At 70.8% G+C, this 19634-nt stretch carries 13 protein-coding genes; 6 read left to right on the top strand and 7 right to left on the bottom strand.

Annotated features, from left to right (window positions below; translation table 11 throughout):
* The first annotated feature begins 79 nt into the window (after positions 1-79).
* On the top strand, positions 80-5224 hold the full coding sequence (locus RIC11_RS08460) for a WD40 repeat domain-containing serine/threonine protein kinase (RefSeq protein ID WP_350210243.1): 5145 nt from the start codon (positions 80-82) through the stop codon (positions 5222-5224).
* Positions 5225-5328: 104 nt separating this feature from the next.
* On the opposite strand, the gene RIC11_RS08455 is transcribed toward RIC11_RS08460, so the two are convergent.
* Entirely contained in the window at positions 5329-7296 is a 1968-nt protein-coding gene (locus tag RIC11_RS08455) for a TolC family protein (RefSeq protein ID WP_350210241.1), read from the bottom strand.
* Positions 7297-7556: 260 nt separating this feature from the next.
* Here RIC11_RS08455 and RIC11_RS08450 point away from each other — a divergent pair, with 260 nt between their 5' ends.
* Positions 7557-8261, top strand: coding sequence for a hypothetical protein (locus RIC11_RS08450; protein ID WP_350210240.1), 705 nt, complete (start codon positions 7557-7559; stop codon positions 8259-8261).
* 5 nt (positions 8262-8266) lie between these two features.
* On the opposite strand, the gene RIC11_RS08445 is transcribed toward RIC11_RS08450, so the two are convergent.
* The 3 genes from RIC11_RS08445 to RIC11_RS08435 all read right to left on the bottom strand — a co-directional run bounded on the left by RIC11_RS08445 (position 8267) and on the right by RIC11_RS08435 (position 12717).
* The gene (locus RIC11_RS08445) at positions 8267-9478 is read right to left on the bottom strand and encodes an efflux RND transporter periplasmic adaptor subunit (protein WP_350210238.1); all 1212 of its coding nucleotides are present in this window, start codon (positions 9476-9478) and stop codon (positions 8267-8269) included.
* 124 nt (positions 9479-9602) lie between these two features.
* Positions 9603-11969 carry an ABC transporter permease gene (locus RIC11_RS08440; RefSeq protein ID WP_350210236.1) on the bottom strand — a complete coding sequence of 789 codons (2367 nt, stop codon included), beginning with the start codon at positions 11967-11969 and terminating at the stop codon, positions 9603-9605.
* Between the two features lie 13 nt (positions 11970-11982).
* Positions 11983-12717, bottom strand: coding sequence for an ABC transporter ATP-binding protein (locus RIC11_RS08435; protein WP_350210234.1), 735 nt, complete (start codon positions 12715-12717; stop codon positions 11983-11985).
* A gap of 138 nt (positions 12718-12855) precedes the next feature.
* Here RIC11_RS08435 and RIC11_RS08430 point away from each other — a divergent pair, with 138 nt between their 5' ends.
* On the top strand, positions 12856-15210 hold the full coding sequence (locus RIC11_RS08430) for a hypothetical protein (protein ID WP_350210232.1): 2355 nt from the start codon (positions 12856-12858) through the stop codon (positions 15208-15210).
* 135 nt (positions 15211-15345) lie between these two features.
* On the opposite strand, the gene RIC11_RS08425 is transcribed toward RIC11_RS08430, so the two are convergent.
* Entirely contained in the window at positions 15346-15636 is a 291-nt protein-coding gene (locus RIC11_RS08425; protein ID WP_350210230.1) for a BON domain-containing protein, read from the bottom strand.
* Between the two features lie 201 nt (positions 15637-15837).
* On the opposite strand from RIC11_RS08425, the gene RIC11_RS08420 reads away from it, so the two are divergent.
* The gene (locus RIC11_RS08420) at positions 15838-16851 is read left to right on the top strand and encodes a sigma-54 interaction domain-containing protein (protein ID WP_350210228.1); all 1014 of its coding nucleotides are present in this window, start codon (positions 15838-15840) and stop codon (positions 16849-16851) included.
* Positions 16852-16934: 83 nt separating this feature from the next.
* On the opposite strand, the gene RIC11_RS08415 is transcribed toward RIC11_RS08420, so the two are convergent.
* On the bottom strand, positions 16935-17363 hold the full coding sequence (locus RIC11_RS08415; protein ID WP_350210227.1) for a universal stress protein: 429 nt from the start codon (positions 17361-17363) through the stop codon (positions 16935-16937).
* A 35-nt stretch (positions 17364-17398) separates the two neighbouring features.
* On the bottom strand, positions 17399-17866 hold the full coding sequence (locus tag RIC11_RS08410; RefSeq protein WP_350210225.1) for a c-type cytochrome: 468 nt from the start codon (positions 17864-17866) through the stop codon (positions 17399-17401).
* A gap of 275 nt (positions 17867-18141) precedes the next feature.
* Between RIC11_RS08410 and RIC11_RS08405 the strand changes: the two genes are divergently transcribed.
* Positions 18142-19182 carry a dihydroorotate dehydrogenase-like protein gene (locus RIC11_RS08405; RefSeq protein ID WP_350210223.1) on the top strand — a complete coding sequence of 347 codons (1041 nt, stop codon included), beginning with the start codon at positions 18142-18144 and terminating at the stop codon, positions 19180-19182.
* A 9-nt stretch (positions 19183-19191) separates the two neighbouring features.
* Positions 19192-19632 (top strand): hemerythrin domain-containing protein, encoded by a 441-nt coding sequence (locus RIC11_RS08400; RefSeq protein ID WP_350210222.1) that lies wholly within the window; start codon positions 19192-19194, stop codon positions 19630-19632.
* Positions 19633-19634: the final 2 nt, after the last annotated feature.

Below are 19634 nucleotides of genomic sequence, written 5' to 3'. Positions count from 1 at the left end.
CGCTTCGGCGGTCGGTAAGGATTAGTCTGAGGTCGCGTTCGGTCGGTTTCGTAAGGTCCTCAGCAACCCCTCGAGTCCCATGCAAGAGTGTCCGAACTGCCACCGGCGGTGGGACCCGGCGAGCCACGCCGCGTGCCCTTGGTGCGCAGGCGAGGGCGGCTCGCCGGCGGACGAGCAGCGGACTCTCGACGCGCAGGCCCCGCCCGCGGCCGACGAGGAGGCCACCCCGCAGTTCGACTCGGGGTTCTTCGGCGTGTCGCCGGCCGATGACGCGACCTTCGCGCTCGACCCCGGCGGCGAGGCCACCGGGGGTGACGAGCCGACGCTGGCCGGCGGCGCTCCCACGGGCGACCTCAACGCCGCGCCGAACGAGGATTTCACCCTCGCCATCGAGGGCGCCGACGACGACGCCACGCCCGACTTGGCCGAGTCGGGCTCGGGCGGCGGCTCCGCGTCGGGCGGGTCGGGGTCGGCGGGCGGCTCGTCGCGGTCCGACCCGAACGCTGCGACGATCGACCGCGAGTCGGACACGTTCGCTTTCACCGAATCGCCCGCCACGCCCAAGCCACGCCGGCCGACCGAGCGCGACCTGCCCGGCGCCAGCCGGCCCACGCCGCGCGGCATGCCCACGGGCCGCACTTCGGCGTCGCTAAAGCCGGGCGAATCGATCTCGATCGAGTCGGAACGGGTGCGGCTGAAGTCCCACCTGCTAGGCGGCGCCGGGCCGCCCGCGGCCGGCGAAGCCTCCCCGCCCGACACGCTCGACTACGAGCACGCCGAGGGCCCTTGGGAAGGAGGCATGGGCCAGGTGTGGAAGTCGCGGCAAGCGACCCTCGACCGGTTCGTGGCGATCAAGCAAGTCCGGTCGGATAACCCGACCGACCGCGACCGCAGCAAGCTCGTCAGCGAAGCGGTCATCACCGGGTCGCTGGAGCACCCTAATATCATCCCGGTCCACGACCTGGGCGTCGACGGGAACGGCCTGCCGTTCTACTCGATGAAGTTCGTCGGCGGCCTCGACTGGGACGACGCACGCGACCAGCGGTCGATGTCCGAGGCCGACAACCTGGCGGTCCTCGTGCAGGTCGCCCAAGCGATCGCGTTCGCGCACTCGCGCGGCGTGATCCACATGGACCTCAAGCCGAACAACATCCGCCTGGGCGACTTCGGCGAGGTCCTCGTGATGGACTGGGGCCTCGCCGCACGGATAGACCGGGGCGCGATCGAGCCCGGCGGCACGCCCAGCTACATGGCGCCCGAGCTGGCCCTGCCCTACTACCGCCGGTTCCTCGAGTTCACGCCCGAGGGCCGCGACTCGCTGTCCAAGAGCGAACAAGACCGCGCGTTGGCCCGCGCCCAGGTCGAGACCCCGCCCGGCCCGTACAGCGACATCTACCTGCTTGGGGCGCTGTTGTACTGGATCGTGACCGGGCGGCCGCCGCACCGTGGCAAGGACCGCTTCCGCCTGCTGCAGTCCGCCGCGCGGAACACGATTGCGGCTACCAGCCGCCGCACCGAGCTGCTCGAAATCGCTTACAAGGCGATGGCGACCGACCCGGCCAACCGGCACGCCAGCGCGAGCGAGTTCATTGAATCGATCAAGGGCTACCAAGAGCACGCGCAAAGCGTCGAGATCGCGCGACGCGCGTCGCGCGAGCTGAAGTCCGCACAGGAGATGCGGGAGGACCGCGACGCCGAGCCCAAGGGCCTCTACGAGGCCTACGCCCGCGCGCGGCACGGCTTCGAGAACGCGCTCGCGCTGTGGCCGGGCAACTCCAAAGCGCAGCGGCGGCTCGAGCGCACGCTGCGCTACTACGCGGAAGCGGCCTACGCGGGGGGCGACTACGACCTCGCGTTGTCGATGCTCGACGCAGAATCCGAGGCCGACGCTCAGCTGCGCAACGAGGTCCTCACCGCGCAGCAGCGCCGCCAGTCGCGCGACGCGTGGTACCGCACGCTGCAGTACGCGACCGCGGCGTCGTTGCTCGCGGCGCTGGTCTTCATCGGGATCTCCGGCTACTACGGCCGGCTCGCCCACCAAGAGATCCGCCGCGCCGACCGGGCGACCGCCCGGGCCGACGAGCAGACCCGCCTGGCGGATACCGCCAAGGCCGAGGCCCGGCTCGCAACGACCGAAGCGGCCGATGCCCGCCAGCAAGCCGACGCCGCGCTGGCCCAGGCCGCCGGCGCCAAGAGCGAAGCCGACGCCGCGAACCGGCTCGCCCAGCAAGCAACCGCCCAAGCGCGGGACGCGCAGCAAGAGGCCGACGTGGCGCGGGAGGCCGCCCGCGACCAGCGCTACCTGGCGGCCATCGCGTCGGTCCGCTCAATCCTCGCCGAGGACGGCGCCTACGCGGCGTCGAAGGCGCTCCACGAGCTCGGCGCCGCGCTCACGCCCGAACAACGCGACGCCCGCGAGTGGCGACGCCTTGAGCGCCTGGCCCGTTGGCGCGACGAGGCCACCGAGCTGCGTGGCGCCGGCGACGGCGAGTCCCGGGTCGCCACTTCGGCCGACGGCCGGTGGCTAGCGGTCGCGACAACTGCCGGCGGGGCTACGGAGGTCACGCTCTCTCCGACCCAGCGGCCGGACGCGGCCACGCGGAGCTTCGCGGCGCCCACACCGATCGAAGAGATGGTGCTCTCGCACGACGGCCGCTACCTGGCCTCGCGCGGCGAGCGTTTCGCCGTCTGGGACACCACCAGCGGCAAGCGCCTGGAGGGCGGCCCCGACGGGGCGACCGCGTTCTCCTTCCACCCGACCGACCACCGGTTGGTCGTCGGCGGCGCCGACACGTCGGTGTCGGTGTGGGGCATCGGAGACAACGACAAGCTGGTCCAAGAATCGACCGATGGCCGCTGGCATCGCGCTCCGATCGTCGGCGCGGGTTACTCTCCCGACGGCCGGCTGCGCTACTCGGCCGACGCCGAGGGCATTGTCCGGGTTTGGCGCGTCGGTGGCGGCGAGCTGCCTTGGTCGTACCGCCACAACGCGGGCTCGGCCGGCTCGGCCGGCGTCACGTGCGCGGCGATGACCGACGCCGATCGCGGCGCGCGGCTGGCTTACGGCTGCACCGACGGCGCCGCGTACGAGGTCGCCGGCCCCTGGTCGGGCGACGCGCCGCCGGCCCAGGACTGGATCGACGCGACGCCCGTCCGCTTGCGTGACTCGCACCTCGGCCCCGTGGCGACGATCCACTACGCCGACGGCGGAGAGCTGATCGTCACGACCGGCGTCGAGGCGTCGCTCGTGCGGCTGGCGCCGGCCGCGGAGGCCGACGCGGCCGCGCCCAAGCGAGTGCGTCAGTACCACGACCGGCCGCTGGTGGCCGCGGCCGTCGGCGCCGGGGCGTTCGCCTACACGGCGGACGCATCGGGGCGGGTCGTGCGTTGGCGGATCGACGCGCCGCCCGTGGACCTCGTGCTGGAGAGCGACGACGACCGCGCGGCCGCCGTAACGCGGCTGGCGTTGGACCCGGCGACGGGCGCCGTCTCCGCGGCCGACGCCGGCGGCTTCGTCCATGTCTGGCCGCGGGGGCGGGCCACGGCCGACCCGCGAGCCCTCTACGTGGGGCATTCCGACAACCGCGCGTTCCGGGTCTGGGCGATCGGCTCGCCCACGCCGGCGCTGGTGAGCGTGGCCGCGGACGACGCCGCGTGCGTGTGGAGCGGTGACACGGGTCAACTCCTGGACCGCTTCGACCTCGGCCGACGCGACGTGGTCGACGTCACCGAAGCGGGCGTGCTCGTGGCCGCCGCGCCGGGGCGCCCGGCGTTCGCCTTGTCGCTCGCCGACGGCGCGCGCCGCGAGCTCTGGGCGGGCGGCCCGCGTGTGGCGGCGGTCGCCGCGCTCACCCCGGACGCGAGCCGCGTGGCGGTCGGCCTCCGCGACGGCCAGCTCTACCTGTGGTCGCGGGACGGGGGGCGGGTCGAGTTGATGGCCTCGTCGGTCCGGCCCCACTGGCGGCCGATCCGATCGATGTCCCACGAAGCGTCGACCGGCGAGTTGTTGGTAGGCGACAGCGGCGGGGTGGTCAGCCGCTGGCGGATCGGCCGAAACGGGGGAGAGCTGCTCGGGGAATGGCTGCTCGACGAGCCGCACCCCGTCACACGCGTGGGCGTGAGCGACGGGGGCCGCTTGTTCGCGTTGCAGGCGTGGGGCGGCGTCACCACGCTCCACCGCTGGCGCGACGGCGCGCCGCGGCGGCTCGACGCGGCGTCGCCGATCCTCGACGCGGCGAACATCGACGGGCGTCTGGTCGCACTAACGGCGTCGGCGGAGCTGATGACGTTCGACGCCGTGTCGGGCGAGCCGACGCCGCGCGACGCCGCGGCGCCGGCGTGGTGGTCGGTCGGTAGGCCGACCGGGATCGCCGCGTCGCCGAGCGGCGGCTCGATCGTTCACGGCGAAGGGGCCGCCGACTGGCGGCAGACCGACGGCTCGGTTGTCCGTGTGAGGTCGCGGCCCCTAGCGGCTTCGCTGTTGCTCGGCGCGGGCGACCCGGCGGTGCTGGCGGTGGACCGAGGGGGCGTCGCCCATCGCTGGGCCGGTGCGGGCGCCACGCCACGCGCCATCCCGCTCGACCTACCGGGGCCGGTCGTCGCCGCGACGCCGCTGCCGGCGTCTGGGGGATCGAGCTTGGTGCTCGTGGACAACGACGGGAGCACCTCGCTTTATCGGGTCGCCGCGGCAGCGGAACGAACGGAAGCGCTCGGCGAGTCGATCGTTGGGCGGGGCCAACGGCTGGCCGCGTCGGGCAGCTGGGCGGCGGTCGCAATCGGTGGTCCGCAGCGTGGGCTGTACCTGATCGACCTCAATCGAGTCGGCCCGTGGGAGCGACTCCCCCCTCCGCGGGACGAACGGCTCAGCGCCTTAGCGGTGTCGCCCACGGGCGGGCGGGTCGCCGTGGTGTACGAAGGCGGGGCCTGCGACTTGTTGCAGCGGTCGGCCGACCGGTGGAGCGTAGCGCGGCTCGACCAGCCCGGCGTGAACGCCGCCGCCTTCTCTCCCGATGGCGAGCGGCTAATCGTCGGCCTGGGTAGCGGCCAGGTGCTAGCGCTACTCATCGAGGACCAAGCCGAGATGGTCGCGGGGATCGCCGGATCGCGACGCCTGCTGACTCTCGCGGGCCATGCGGGCCCGGTGACGGTGCTGGGCTACGCGGCCGACGAGAGAACCCTGCTGAGCGGCGACGCATCCGGCGGCGTCGTGGCGCTGGAGTTTTGAAGTGGTCAGTGGCCGGTGGCCGGTGGCCGGTGCTCAAGGGCCAGCCGTAGAAACCCGCGTGTTTCTGCGCCCTGAGTCCGAACTTCGCAATCCGCTTTCTGCTATCACTCCACCGGCCCGCGCGACACGGTGACGCCACGGTCGACGTGCTCGATCGGTCGCGTGCGGCGTGCGGCCAGCTCGAGGGCGTCGTCGTACGCGCCGACCGGCGAGCGCCCCTCGGCGAGGCGGATGTTGTTGTATTCCAGCAGCGTGCCTGTCTCGTAGTACACGTTGCGCATCGACAACGCGTAGTCGATCGTCGCCAGGTGGTAAGCGATCTCGGTGTCGAGCGCCTGGCGCTGGGCGTCGAGCACCAGGTCGATCGTGGTGCGACCGGCTTCCTCGGCCCTCTGCAGGGCCTCGATCTGCCGGCGCGCGGCCTGGAACCGGTTGTACTGCGCCTGACTCACCGCGAAGGCGCGTTGCAGGTCGGCGGTCGCGTTGGTGAGGCCGAACACGACGTCGCGTTGCTGCTCGTCGAGGATGGCGCGGGCGCGGGCCAGGGAATGCTCCGCGTTGCGGACGGCGGTGTGCGCGAAGCGGAAGCCGATCGGCGCTTCGAGCTCCACGCCGAGCAGCCACTCCTGGTAATCGCCGCCCGACAGGTTGCCGTACGCGCTGGCGAATCGCTGGTCCGACTGCGAGATCAGGTCCTCGCCGAAGCCGCGCCAGCGGTAGCGGCCAACCACGTCCAGCCGGGGCAGCAAGAAGTTGCGCGAAGCGATCAACTCGAGCTCGAGCTGCTTGATGCGCCAGCGTTGCCGGCGCAGCTCGGGCCGCGCGATCATGGCGTCTTGCACCAAGACCGGCCAGTCGAGCACAACCGGCGCGACGACGGGCTCGTCGGCCGGCCGCAGCATCGAGCCGCCGTTGATCGGCATGCCGAGGATCAGCCGCAGCCGCCGCTCGGCCAATCGGACCCCGACCGGCGCGGCGCCGACGCCGCCGCCGATGCCGTTGCCGGTGCGTGTGCCGTCGGCCGTGCGGCCGGCCTGCGCGTCGATCACCGCGGCCTGGAAATTCCAGTACTGCTCGAGCGCCTGCCCGAGGTTCTCCTCGACGCCTTCGGGCCGGCCGCTCTGTTTGTTCGCTGCGATCGCCTGGTAGGTCTCGAGCGCGTAGTCGCGGGCGCGTTTCTTCGCGTCGAGGTCGCGGTAGGCGAAGTAGAGGTCCCAGTAGGCATTCTCGACGTTCGCCACCAGGTCACGCACGGCGGCCTCGAACTCGGCGAGGCCGATGTCGGTGCGGGTGCGGGCGAGCAGCACGCCGTTGAAGGCGCCGGGGCGGGAGCCGGGGCCGGCGATGCGGTTGAATCTCACCCCCGCGCCACGCAGCAGGGGCTGGCGGACCTCGGTCTCGAGGATCGACTGGAACGACGCGCTGGGGTTCCCGAAGCGGTTGCCCACGCTGTTGTCGTAGTCCATCTCGATCCGGTGGCGCGCGGCGAGTTGCGAGCCGGTGGCGGATTGCTTGCGGAGCTCGAAGTTGGCGTCGATCAGGTCCTGGATGAGCAGGCCGCCGTCGCCGATGAACGTGTTGTTGAACTCGCGGTCGTTCTTCTCGAAGAACGCGCCCATTGCGAGCGTGGTGTCGAACGCCGACAGCGCGGCCTCCTCGCCGGTGAGCGGGTCGGTGTTCACGACCGCCGGGTCGTACACGGTGTCCTGCAGCACGTCGGGCGTGTTGATCACGCCCCCCAGGTCGCGGAGCACCTTCGCGTGGCTCAGCGCGTATTGGATCGCCTCGTCGAGAGAGATCTCCTGGTAGTCGATGCCGTCGGTCTCGTTCGGCGGGCGGGGCGGCACGAGGGCTTCGTCGTCGACCCGCACGCCCACGCAAGGCTCCTCGATCCGCAGCGAGCTGACCGTGTCCGGCGCGGCCGCGTACCTGACCGACGCGGCCGCCGAATCGTAGTAGCGGACGGTTGAATCTGTCGACGAGCACCCCACCGCAGCGGCGAGCAAGACCCGCGCCAGGCGCAGCCGGCCCGCCGGGCCGGACGCCGCCGGTCGTGAGTCGGGTGCTTGCATCGCGCGGGCCTGTCGGAAACGGGGGCGCGCCGGCGCTTGCGTCGCCGGCGGCGCCAGCAGGTCGGCGCGCGCAGTCCGGATACACCGCGGGCGCCGGTTGTGACGATTCTGCCATCGGCCCCCTGGCGGGCCGGACTGCAGCCAATCATCCCCGCCGGGGCCGCGTGGCGGCTCAACGGCGGCCCCCCGCGCGGTCGAAGAAAGACCACGGGGCCGAAGCCGCGGCCAAGTTTGCGCCGCCAACCAAACACGGGACCGCGATGAACGGAAACGCCAAACGAGCCGCAACCGCATTGGCTTGGGTTGCCTCGGCCGCCGGCGGCGTGTCCCTCGGGCAACAGCCCGGCGGCGTGTTGCTCAACCCGGCCGCGCCGGACTCCGCCGTGCGAGCTTCCCCCTCACCAGAAGAGGTCAAACCCGAGCGCCTGCCGCTCGCGGACGCCGACATCGGCCCGACGCGGCCGGCCGACGTGCTGCTCAACCGTCCGCTCAGCGCGATCGAGCTAGCGGGCGACCCGGCGCCGGAAGTCGCCGCCAACAACGAGCGGCTCCGGCCGGAAAACCGGATCAGAGATCTGGCGGCCGAGTCGATCCGTGGCCCCGCGGCGGCCGGCGCGCCGATTGCGCGGTTCGGGCCGAGCGGGTTCGCTTGGGCCGCGCCGGCGGTCTACCACCGCCCGCTGTTGTTCGAGCAGCCGAACCTGGAGCGGTACGGCCACCACCACGCGTTGTGCGAGCACGACCACCTGACCCCGTCGGCCATCTCGGCGGCTCACTTCTTCGGCGCGCTGCCGGCCGTGCCGTACTGGGTCGGCGCGTACGGGCCGTGCGAGCACCAGTACACGCTGGGCGCGTACCGCCCGGGGTCCTGCAACCCGCACCAGCTCGTGCTGCCGCGGCCCAGCCTGCGGGGCCTCGCCGTGCAGGCAGCGGCGACGACGGGCGCCGTGTTCCTCGTGCCTTGAGCGGCTCACAACGGTTCGACCGCTACGCCGTCGGCGATGCGGTCGCTCGGGTGCGCGACCACCGGGTCGCCCTCGGCGAGGCCTTCTCGCACCTCGGCTAGCCGGTCGTTGCGGCGGCCGAGCTCGACGGGAGTCAGCTGCGCCAGGCCGTCGATGATGCGAAATACGGCCCACCTGTCGGCGACACGGAACAACGCGCTGCCCGGCACGGTCAGCACGTCGGCGGCCGTGTCGGTGACGATCCGCGCCTCGACGCGGAAGCCATCGCCGAGCGAGCGGCGTTCTTCGGGCGGGTCGACCAAATCGATGATCACGTTCACCCGCTGCTCCTCGACGCCGAGCGAGGAGACCTTGGTGAAGCCGGCGGGCTCGACCAAGCGGACGCGGCCCTCGAGCGGCTGCTCTCCGCCCCACCGCTCGAGCAGCACGCGGTCGCCGGGCTCGACGGTGACCGCGTCGCTCGAGAGCACGTCGACTTCGATCTCCAGGTCTGACGGCGAGCCCAGCTCCAGCAGCGGAGTGCCCGCCGTGACGACCGCCGCGCTCTCTTGGAACACGCGGAGCACACGCCCGTCGATCGGCGAGCGGATCGGGAAGGCCCAGTCTTGCTGGTCGGCGGCGCCCCGGTCGCCCCGCGAGCGGAGCAGCGCGGCCTCCGCCTGCTGCAGCTCGAACGCGGCGATCTCACGGTCGTAGAGCGCCGACCGGACCGCCTCGGTGGCCAGCCGGTGCCGCGCGCGGGCGTTGTCCAGCTCGCTGGCGGTGACGACCCCCTCGCCGGCCGCGGCCGCGTTGCGTGCGCGGACCAGGTCGGCCTCGGCGGTGTCCGCTTCGATCCGCGCCTGCTCGAGCAGCGGGGCGGTGCGCTCGAGCACCGTTCTGGCGGCGGCGACGCGGGCCTCGGCTTGGGCGATCGCCCGCGCGTCGAGCAGGTCGGGGTCGCGCGGCTGGATCACCGCCAGCAGCGTCTGGCCGGCGGTGACCGTGTCGCCGGGGTCCATCTCGATCCGCAGCAGCCGTCCCGAGAGCGGCGCCGAGACGACGTACTTCTCACGGATGCGGGTCTTGCCGTCCTCGTCGACGGTGACGAGCACGGTGTCGCGTGCGGCGGTCGCCACCTCGACCGAGACCGGCTGCGGCCAGAAGGCGAGCACCAGCCCACCGACGACGAGCGCGCCGATCAGAAAGAAAAACGACCTGCCGAGCCAGTTGTGCATGATTCAATCAACCGCCGAGACGGTGAGGGAGGCTAACGGCCATCGGCTGACAGACACGGCTGCAGGGTGGGACAAGTAGCCGACGGCAGGAAGCCGACGGCCCTGCCAAGTATCTCGGCGGCTTCTAGTCACGGGATTTCAGCACGGCGATCAGGTCGAGGTGGTCGAGGCTTCGGCGCACGAGCAGGCCGCTGACGGTCGCGGCGGTCAGCACAACCGAGGTCGCGACGCCGTAGGTGGACCTCTCCACCACGAGCGGGAACCGGAAGACCTCTTGGTCCACCATCGCCGTGAGCATCCACGCGAACGCGTACCCCAGCCCCCAGCCGATCGGCAGCGCGGCGAGCGTCATGACCGCGAGCTCGCCGAGCAGGATGGCCGAGATCTCGCCCCGCGTGAAGCCGACAACGCGCAGCGTGGCGAGTTCGCGCGAACGCTCGCTGAGGGCGATCCGCGCGGCGTTGTACACCACGCCCACAGCGATCACGCACGCGAAGAACAGGTTGATCTTCTTCATCGTGCCAAGGTTCTTCGCCAAGGTCTCTTGGAAGCTCTCGATCGCGTTGCGTTTCACCGTGACCGAGGCGACACGCGGGGTCTCCTTCAGCGCGGCGAACGTGGCGTCCTGCTGCGCGGCGTCGGTGGCCAAGTAGGCGGTGTTCACGCGCGGCCCCTCGCCCATGAACCGGTTCAGCCCCTCGAAGGTGGTGTACGCGTTGAGCCCCTGCAGATCGTCGATCAACGAAACGACGCGCATCGGCGCGCCGGGGCGCTTTCCCTCCAGCGCGTCCACGCGCACCGTGCCCCCGGCGCTCACCCCCAGCAGGTCGGCCAGCTTCGACGAGAGCAAGAGGCCGCCGCTGGGGGGCTCGTACGAGGCCCCGCCGCTGTCGATGAGGCGGAACAGGCGTCCGCCGGTGGGCAAGCCTACGAGCGAGACCCGCCGCTCGCGTGGCCCGTTGGACAGCCGCGCCGCGACCGTCCGCAACGGCTCCACCCGCAGCACGCCCGGCACGTTGGCCAAGTCGTGGGCGACAGGCGGCCCGTCGGGCTCGACCAGCGACACGGCCATGTCGTACCGCTGCACGCGGAAGAACTGGTGCTGGACGGTGTAGTCGATCGCGTCCTGCACGAATTGGCCGACCACAACGATCGCCACGCTCAGGGCGATCGCGAGCACCGAGACCAGGCTCCGCGCGGGACGCCGCTCGAGTTGCCGCAAGATCATCCGCACCACGTTCGGCGCTAGCCGTCCCAACCCGACGCGTTCCAGGAGGGTTGGCCGGAACGACGCGGGGGGCTCGGGCCGCATCGCTTCGGCGGGCGGCGCCCGCACGGCCCGCCAGATCGTCCCGATCGCGCCGAGCGTGGCCGCGCCGCCGGCCGCCGTGACCGCCAGCGCCACGACCGACGGCCGCACCTCGATGTAGAGCCGGGGGTATTGGTAGACCTCGGCGATCAGCCGCGTGAACACGTGCGCCAGGTAGACCCCGCCCGCCAAGCCGATCGCCGAGCCGAGCAGCACGATCATCAGCACCAGCTTGAGGAAGTGCCAACCGATCTGGGCGTTCGTGTAGCCGAACGCCTTGAGCGCGGCGATCTGCTCTCGCTGCAACGCGAGCACGCGGGCCAGCACCACGTTCAGCAGGAACGCGGCCACGGCGAGGAAGATCGTCGGCGCGACCGTCGCGTGCACTCGCAGGCCGTCGATGTCGCTCTGCAGCAGCAGGTGCGAGAGCTGGTCCTTCCGGCCGTACGCGCCGACGCCGCCGTAGGGCTCCAGCAGTCGGTCGACCCGCTCGATCACCTCCGCGACGTTGGCGTCGCGGGCCAGGCCGATCGCCAGGTCGTTGAAAGCGCCCTCCATGTCGAACGCGGTCTCGAGCGCCTGCTCCTGCATCCAGAACACGCCGAAGCGCCGCGGGTCGGGCACCAAGTCGCCCGGCTTGACCTGGAAGACATACTCGGGCGACAGCACGACGCCGACGATCTCGAGCGCCTGTTGCCGCCCGTTGAGGATCGCGGTCACACAGTCGCCCAGCTGGAGGTGGTTCGCGTCGACGAACTTCTCACTGGCGAGCACCTCGTCGTCGCGCCCGGGGGCGAGCTGCCTGCCGCGACGCAGGTAGACCCGGTTGAGCCGGGGGTCGCGTCCTTCGGGCAGGGAGACCAACTGGCCGACGGCCGGCTCCGGCAGGCCGGGCACGTCGAGGTTCACCGCCTCGACGATGCGGGTCTCGACGCGCGCCACGCCGGGCAGCTCGGCGATGCGGTCGGCGAGTGGGTCCGGCGCGCGTTTGGCTTTCGCGAACACGTCGGCGAACTCGAAGCGTTCGTAGAACCGGTCGCGCGTCGTTTCGAGCGACGCGAGCAGCGTGCGCGACTCGATGAAGGTCGCCACGCCGGCGGCCACCACCAGCGAGATCATCACGGCCTGCCCCAGCATCTGGCGGAGGTCGCGGAGCAGCTTGCGGTCGAGGGCGGAGAGCATGTTCAGGGGCGATTCACCACTCCAGTTCGCTGGCGGTGATCTTGTGCTCGTTGCGCTCTTCGCCGGCGATACGCCCGTCGGAGATGTGGATCACGCGGTCGGCCATGCGGGCGATGACCGCGTTGTGCGTGATCACGGCGGTCGTCGAGCCGAGCTCGGAGTTGACCCGCTGTATCGCCTCCAACACGAGCACGCCGGTGTGCACGTCGAGCGCGCCGGTCGGCTCGTCGCAGAGGAGCACGTCGGGTCGTTTCGAGACGGCGCGGGCGATCGCGACGCGTTGCTGCTCGCCGCCGGAGAGCTGCGACGGGAAGTGGTCCATCCGGTCGCCCAGGTTAACCAGCGACAGGGCCTCCACGGGGTCGAGCGGGTTCGGGGCGATCTCGGTAATCAGCGCCACATTCTCCTTCGCGGTCAAGCTGGGGATCAGGTTGTAGAACTGGAAGACGAACCCCACGTGCTCGCGCCGATAGCGCGTGAGCGCCGAGTCGCTGAACGCGGTCAGCCGTTCGCCTCGGTAGAAGACCTCGCCTTCGGTCGGGGCGTCGAGGCCGCCGAGGATGTTTAGCAGCGTGCTCTTGCCGCTGCCCGATGGGCCGAGCAGCACGACGAACTCACCCGGCCAAAGGTCGAGGTCGACGCCGTTGAGCGCGTGAACCTTGACCTCGCCCATCACGTAAGTCTTTCTCACGCCGCGCGCGGCGAAGACGGCTTGGTCGGCGTGCGGGAGTGTGGGGCTTTCGCTCATCGTCGGTCATCGCGGCCTCCGATTGCCGCCCGCCCCGCGGAGGCCGGGGCGAGAACGGCTTTTCGGCGCCGAGGTTGCTTCGGATCGGGGACAAGCCCCTCTTCACGCTCAATGACCCTATCCCCGGAGCCTCTTGCTGTGAATCTCCCACGAACCAAGCCGTATACGACGATGTGGCTATCCGCGGCTGCCATCGTGCTGATCGCCCACGCGTCCTACGGACAGCAATCCGACCAAGCGGCGCGGTCGGACGACACCCAAGCTGGCGCCGAGCCACAAGGCCAATCCGAGATGGCGCCCCAGGCGCTCGAGCAAGGCCCCGTCCACGAGGCGTTCGCCGCCCCGATCGGCGGAGCCGGGGCCCCCGCGGCCGAGGCGGCCCAAGAGGCTCGCGGGCAGTACGTCACCGAGCAGCCACCCGAGCCGATCAACGAGCTGCCTCCCGCGGAAATGCCCGAGGGAGCCAACGTGCAATGGATCCCGGGCTACTGGATGTGGGCGCCCGACAAAGAAGACTACGTCTGGGTGAGCGGCGTCTGGCGCGACGTGCCGCCGGGCCGCACCTGGGTCCCCGGCAGCTGGCTGGCGTCCGACGGCGGCTACGTCTGGTCACCCGGCTTCTGGGCCCCTGAGGGCGCAGAAGAAGTGTCGTACCTGCCGCCCCCTCCGGAGAGCGTCGAACAAGGGCCGTCGAGCCCGTCTCCGGGTGAGAATCACTTCTATATCCCTGGCTCGTGGGTCTACCAAAGCCAAGACTACCAGTGGCGGCCCGGTTACTGGTACCAGCGGCAACCGGGCTGGGTGTGGACGCCCTCCTACTACAACCGGACGCCACGCGGTTACGTGTACGTCGATGGGTACTGGGACTTCCCGCTCCAGCGTCGCGGCGTGTTGTACGCGCCGGTCTATTGGCAGAACCGCGGCTTCAACCGCGCGGGCTTTGCCTACCGCCCGCAGTCGGTCGTGAACACCGCGCTGTTAGTCACGAGCTTGTTCGTCAACCCTAACCGCGGCCATTACTACTACTACGGCGGTCGGGGTCTGGGCTACAACCAGCCCGGCTTCTACCCCTGGCTGAGTTACGCGCAGCGAGGACCGCTGCGCTACGACCCCCTCTATTCGTACTACGCGGGTGGCGGCCGTGGCGCAGGGCTGTGGTCGCTCAACGAACTGCAGCGTCGCTACGCTCGCTTCGACGACGACCGCCGCGGCGACCGACGATGGGACGGCGACCGACGCAATGGCCGTGACCGACGTGATGGCCGTGACCGGCGGCCCGACCGCGGCGACCGCGATTGGGATCGCGACACCGACGCCGACTCGATCGCCTCGAGGCTGATCGCACCGAGCTACGACCAGCTCCGTGACGGCGCCGAGGGCGAGCGGTTCGATCGCCGTACGATGCAGCGCCTCGACGAACAAGGGCTCGCCCAGGCGCGGCAACGCGCCAACCGATTCCAAGAGTTTCGCGCCGAGCGGGCGCGTATCGAAGCGGCCCAAGCCGACGCCGCTGGCCAGACGCCCGGCGGCACTGCCGAGGGCCTCGCCGCCCGCGGTCAAGACGGCACACCCGGCCAAGCTGGTCCCGGCGATCAGTTCTCGGGGCGGCGGTCGGTGCTGAAGGCGCCGACAATCGACGACGGACAGTCTCAGTTCCGTCAACGAGGGCAGGCTCAAGGTCAGCCCGGCGAACTGGGTCAACAGGGCCGAGAAGCCCGACAGGGTCCGGAGGCTCAACAGGGTCCGCAGAACCAGCAAGGTCAGCAGGCCCAACAGGGTCAGCAGGCCCAGGGACAACAGGGTCCGCAGGCTCAACAGGGGGGTCAGCAGGCCCAACAGGGTCCGCAGGCCCAGCAGGGCCCACAGGGCCAGCCAGGCCAGCGGGGTCAGCTGGGCCGGCCGCCCTTTGGTAGGGATGGTAGGGAGAACCAGTTCCGCGGCGATCAACCGCAGCGCGGCAACCGGGGCCGGTTCGATCCGTCTGGCGATCAGCGCCCCCGGCTGGACCGCTCGCCCGGCGCTGGTCAGCCCGCTCAGGGGGGCCAGCCTGCTCAGGGCCAGCCCTCTGAGGGCCAGCGCTTCAACCCGGCCCAAGGCCAGCAGTTCAACCGGGGCGCCCGCCCGGACGCCGGACCGCAATCGGCGGGGCCCGGGCAACAGGCGGCGCCGCAACCGGGGCAACCGCAGATCGGCCGTCCGGGCGCAGGGCCGGCGGCGCGGGGGCAATACCGCGGGATGAACGTCCCGAATCGTCCGCAACCGAGCCAAGCGAGCCCCCAGGCGAGCCCGAATCGTGGCCCCGCTCCGGGCGCCGCATCGGCCGGGCAACGCGGCGGCGGCCGCCCCTTCGGCGGCGGTGGTCAAGCCCAAGGACGCCGCGGCGGTGGCGGCGGCGAGGCTCAAGGCCGTGGCCGTGGCGGCGGGGGCGGCGGTGAGGCTCAAGGCCGTGGCGGCGGCGGCGGTGGTGGTGGCAACCGCGGGCGGGGGGATTGAGCCGCCGGCGCGAGTCGTCGCCGTCTCGCAGACAAGACCGAACCCGGTCGCCGACCCCGCGTCGGCGGCCGGGTTCTTCTATTGAGCGGTCGTGCCGCGGCGACTGCTTCGTGACAGATCCGGCGCTCGGCTGTGTCAATCTGGCGCTGCGCTCGAGACCCGCGCGTCGTTGAGGACGGCTAAGCCGGGGGACTCCTGGGCGGCGATCGACTGGGCTATCTGCTTCAAGTGGTAAGAAGCGACCCGCCCTTCGATTCGCACTTGGCCGCGATCGACCGTCACGGTCACGTTGCGGAACCCGTGCCCCCACCAGCTCGACCGCAACCGTTCTTGCACTTCAACCGCCCGTTGTGCGTCGCCGCCCAGCGGCGGCCGGGCAGGGCTGACCGTTGGCGGATTGTCGTTGATGCCGGGCGAGTCCTGCATGGCCCGCCCTCCCGGTGGTGGAGCCTCGATGGGTCGAATCGTCGCATCCCCGTGATTCGACGTCGCAAGCGGGCGTGTTCAAGGGTAGATTGCAAGTGTGGCGCCGCCCTGGGGCGCTGGCCTTCTCGCTGCAATGGCGATTCGTTGTCGCCCTCGCCACGCCGGCCACCGGCGACGCCCACCAACCCTTGGGGCGATCTGATGAAAGGCCCTGTCGTTCAGGCGTTAGAGCCACACGTCGGCGCGTTGCCCAGCGGCGCGCCCCAGCCGCCGCGGCCATTCTCGCCGGCCGACCCGTGCCGAGAGCTGCTGGGCGACTCGCCGGCGATGCGGGAGCTCAAGCGGCTCATCCGTCGGGCCGGGCCGACCGACAAGCCGATCCTCATCCAGGGCGAGAGCGGCACGGGCAAGGAGCTGATCGCCCGCGCGTTGCACCGCGCTAGCCGAGTCGCCGACAAGCCGTTGGTGGTGGTCAACTGCGCGGCGCTGCCCGAGCAATTGCTCGAGAGCGAGCTGTTTGGGCACGAGCGGGGCGCGTTCACCGGCGCGGTCACGACGAAGCCCGGCTTGTTCGAGGTCGCCGATGGCGGCACGCTGCTGATCGACGAGATCGGCGAGCTCGCTGGGTCGCTGCAGGCGAAGCTCTTGCGCGTGCTCGAAGACGGCCGCCTGCGCCGCGTCGGTTCGACCCGCGAGCGGCGGGTGCGCGTGCGCGTGCTCACCGCGACCAACCGCGACATCGCGGCGGAGGTCGAGCAGCACAGGTTCCGCGAGGACCTGTACTACCGGATCGACGTGCTGACTCTCCGTGCCCCCCCGCTCCGCTCCCGACACAACGACGTGCCGCTGCTCGCACGGCGCTTCGCCGGCGCCGGCTGGGAGATCGACGCCGACGCGCTGGAAGCGATCTGCAACTACTCGTGGCCCGGCAACGTGCGCCAGCTAATCAACGCGATCGAGCGGGCGAAGATCCTCGCCGAGTCCGACCGCATCGAACTCTGCAACCTGCCCGAACCGGTAGCCCAGTGCCGCGAGGCAGCCGCGACCGACGGGCGTCGACCACCCGGCGCACTCGCGGAATCGCAGCGCCGCACGATCGAGCAGGCGCTCGCCGAATGCGGCGGCAACAAGCTGCACGCGGCCCGCCGGCTGGGCGTGAGCCGGCGCTCGCTGTACCGGCTGCTTGAGAAGCACGGTATCGCGGGAGGGCGATAGCCCCGTCGACGCCTGAACACACCGGCGAAACTCGGCGAACCGATCCAATTACTTCGCACACTCCACCAGCAGCACCGGCTCGCTCACTTCACCAGCAGCACCGGGCGGCGGCAGAACAGGGCGACTTGGTAGCTGACCGTGGCCCAGCGTTCGGTCGGGCCGGCCGATTGGCCGAGGGGGTGCGAGCTGACGATCACGAGGTCGGCGCCCTGCACGCAGGCCTCCGACACAATCCGCCGCGCCGGACGGTCGACGACGACCGCCGTGTCGACCTCGATGCCCGCGTCGCGCAGCCGGGCCGCGTAGGGCTCAAGCGCCTGGCGGGCGTTGGCGACCAGCCGCGTGTAGAAGTCGGCGAGCGACTGGTCCTCGGTGTGCGCGAGCGACTCGACCACGTGCAGCAGCACGACCTTGGTCTCGCCCGGCGTGGCGAGCTGCTCGGTCAGACGCATCGCCTCTTCGTTCTTCGGTGTGAAGTCGAGCGGCACGAGGATGCGTTTCAAAGCGCCCATGACAAGGCCCTCTCACAATGGGGAAGCCCCCCGACCTATTGGTAGGGGTACACCGGGTAGTTCGGCGGGGGGACTTCCCGAAGCTGGTAGGTCGGCTGCAAGAACGCTACCAAGTCGGCCAGCTGCTGGACCGTCATGACTTGGTTGTAGTTCGTCATCTTGGACTTGCCGTCGATCGCCACGAGGCTCTCTTGGTACTGGGGCGCTAAGCGGTGCGACGGGTTGACGATCGAGTCGAGCAAGTCGCCGTAGGTCTTCACGCGCGAGACCTCGCCGCCGAGCTCGACAAGCACTTGGTCAGGCTGCTCCGCAACGGGCATGTCGACGCCCTCCACCCGGTGGCAGTCGTAGCACCGCAGGTCACGGAAAGCGGTCTCTCCCGCGGCCGGGTCGCCAGCGGGCAAAACGAAGCCCGCCGTTGATTGGGGTGGCTCCTGACAACCGAGAAGGCAGAGCGTTAGAGCGACCAGCACGACCAACAGCACGTGGCGATTGACAACCATCGGGCTCCTCATGAGCGTTAGCGGCGGAGGTATTTTATGCACACCGTGCGCCGGCGGCTCGGTCCGACGCAAGCCCCCTCCGACGGCGTGTCCGCCGGGCGGACGAGCCTCGAACGGGCGGAGCTGGCATACCGCGTGTGCGGAATCGCTCAGCGATCGTCGCTTTGGGCGACAACCTCGCTTGGAAGAACCGCTCAGCTCGCATGGCCCGCGGCTTGCATCGGTTCGCGATGGGCCCCGCTCCGGGGTCTACCAAACGCATCGGAGGACCGGCCATGACGCCCGACTTATCGACGAATTACCTCGGGTTCCGCCTCACGAATCCGATTGTCGCTTCGGCTTCGCCGTTGACCGGCCAGCCGGACGTGCTCGCGCGGATGGAGCAGGCCGGGGTGGCGGCCGCCGTGCTGCCGTCGCTCTTCGAAGAGCAGGTGGTGCGCGCTATGGGACTGGCCGACAAGCCGGGCGGCGCGAGCTACTTCGCAGCGATGGAGGGATACAACCGGGGGACCGACTGCTATCTCCGCTTAATCGAGCGGGCGAAGCGCGCGGTGTCGTTCCCCGTGATCGCAAGCCTCAACGGCGCCAGCGCCGGCGGTTGGGGCCGCTACCCGCACATGGTCGAGCAGGCCGGCGCCGACGCGCTCGAGCTGGACCTCTACCTGGTTCCGACAGATCTCGACGAGGACTCCGCCGTGATCGAGCAGCGGTGCCTGGACATCGTCGAGGCCGTCCGCGGACAGGTCACGATCCCCTTGGCGGTCAAGCTCAGCCCGTACTTCACCTCCCTGCCGCACGTCGCCCGCCGCCTGGTCTCCCTTGGAGTCGATGGGCTGGTGTTGTTCAATCGGTCGTTGGAGCCGGACATCGACCCGCACGGCTGGGCGGTCCACCCGCGGCTCACGCTCAGCTCCCGCGACGAGCTGCGCCTGCCGCTGCGGTGGCTTGGTTTGCTGCACGGGCGTGTGGGGTGCTCGCTGGCGGCCACCTCGGGCGTGCACGAAGCGGAAGACGTTCTCAAGGCCCTCATGGCGGGCGCCGACGTGGCGATGGTCGCGTCGGTGCTGATGCGGCGAGGCGTCGATAGCGTGACGACGATGCTGCGGCAACTCGGCGATTGGCTGGCGGCTCACGAGTGCGCTTCGGTGCGACAGCTCGTGGGCAGCGTGAGCCGGCGAAACTGCGACGACCCGTCGGCGTACGAGCGGAGCAACTACCTCAGGGCGTTGGTCTCTTACTTGGACGAAGGGGCCTCCCCGTTAGATCCACATCCAGGCGACGTTCCCCCGCGCCGCGGCGCGGCTCACCCAAGTTAGAGGCAGACCATGGCGCGCGCTGAAGGCCCCGACCAACCCGCAGTCCACAACGAGCACCGCGAGCTCTTCTCGCTGATCGAGCGGCTGCGGGCCGCATGCGACGGCGGGCGGCGCGACGCGGACGCCGTCCGCGATCTCGCCTCGGAACTGACCGACGAGCTCGCCGAGCACTTCCGGCACGAGGAAGACGGCGGCTACTTCACCGACGCCCTGCGCAAGGCGCCCCAACTCGCGCCCGCTGCCCGCGACCTGGTCGCGCAGCACGGGCCGCTGATGGAATCCGCCGAAGCGCTCAACTCGATGGCCCAGTCCGGTGTGGAGTCGGACGCGTGGTGGGACCGGATCGAGGGCGACTTGGACGTCTTTTCACAACAACTCCGCCGCCACGAGGCGGGCGAGCGGGACCTGCTCCAGCGGGCTTACAACGAGGACATCGGCACGAAGGACTGAGC

Source organism: Botrimarina sp. (genome assembly GCF_040219535.1).
Classification (GTDB): domain Bacteria; phylum Planctomycetota; class Planctomycetia; order Pirellulales; family Lacipirellulaceae; genus Botrimarina.
Note: the sequence above shows the minus strand (reverse complement) of the source record. Positions and strands in the feature narration are given on the sequence as shown.

Bases quoted from the DNA above. Each gene is read 5' to 3' on its own strand.
- RIC11_RS08445 (WP_350210238.1), bottom strand. From the start codon at position 9,478: ATGCACAACTGGCTCGGCAGGTCGTTTTTCTTTCTGATCGGCGCGCTC.
- RIC11_RS08400 (WP_350210222.1), top strand. From the start codon at position 19,192: ATGGCGCGCGCTGAAGGCCCCGACCAACCCGCAGTCCACAACGAGCAC.
- RIC11_RS08420 (WP_350210228.1), top strand. From the start codon at position 15,838: ATGAAAGGCCCTGTCGTTCAGGCGTTAGAGCCACACGTCGGCGCGTTG.
- RIC11_RS08455 (WP_350210241.1), bottom strand. From the start codon at position 7,296: ATGCAAGCACCCGACTCACGACCGGCGGCGTCCGGCCCGGCGGGCCGG.
- RIC11_RS08460 (WP_350210243.1), top strand. From the start codon at position 80: ATGCAAGAGTGTCCGAACTGCCACCGGCGGTGGGACCCGGCGAGCCAC.
- RIC11_RS08415 (WP_350210227.1), bottom strand. From the start codon at position 17,363: ATGGGCGCTTTGAAACGCATCCTCGTGCCGCTCGACTTCACACCGAAG.
- RIC11_RS08440 (WP_350210236.1), bottom strand. From the start codon at position 11,969: ATGCTCTCCGCCCTCGACCGCAAGCTGCTCCGCGACCTCCGCCAGATG.
- RIC11_RS08435 (WP_350210234.1), bottom strand. From the start codon at position 12,717: ATGAGCGAAAGCCCCACACTCCCGCACGCCGACCAAGCCGTCTTCGCC.
- RIC11_RS08410 (WP_350210225.1), bottom strand. From the start codon at position 17,866: ATGGTTGTCAATCGCCACGTGCTGTTGGTCGTGCTGGTCGCTCTAACG.
- RIC11_RS08405 (WP_350210223.1), top strand. From the start codon at position 18,142: ATGACGCCCGACTTATCGACGAATTACCTCGGGTTCCGCCTCACGAAT.
- RIC11_RS08450 (WP_350210240.1), top strand. From the start codon at position 7,557: ATGAACGGAAACGCCAAACGAGCCGCAACCGCATTGGCTTGGGTTGCC.
- RIC11_RS08425 (WP_350210230.1), bottom strand. From the start codon at position 15,636: ATGCAGGACTCGCCCGGCATCAACGACAATCCGCCAACGGTCAGCCCT.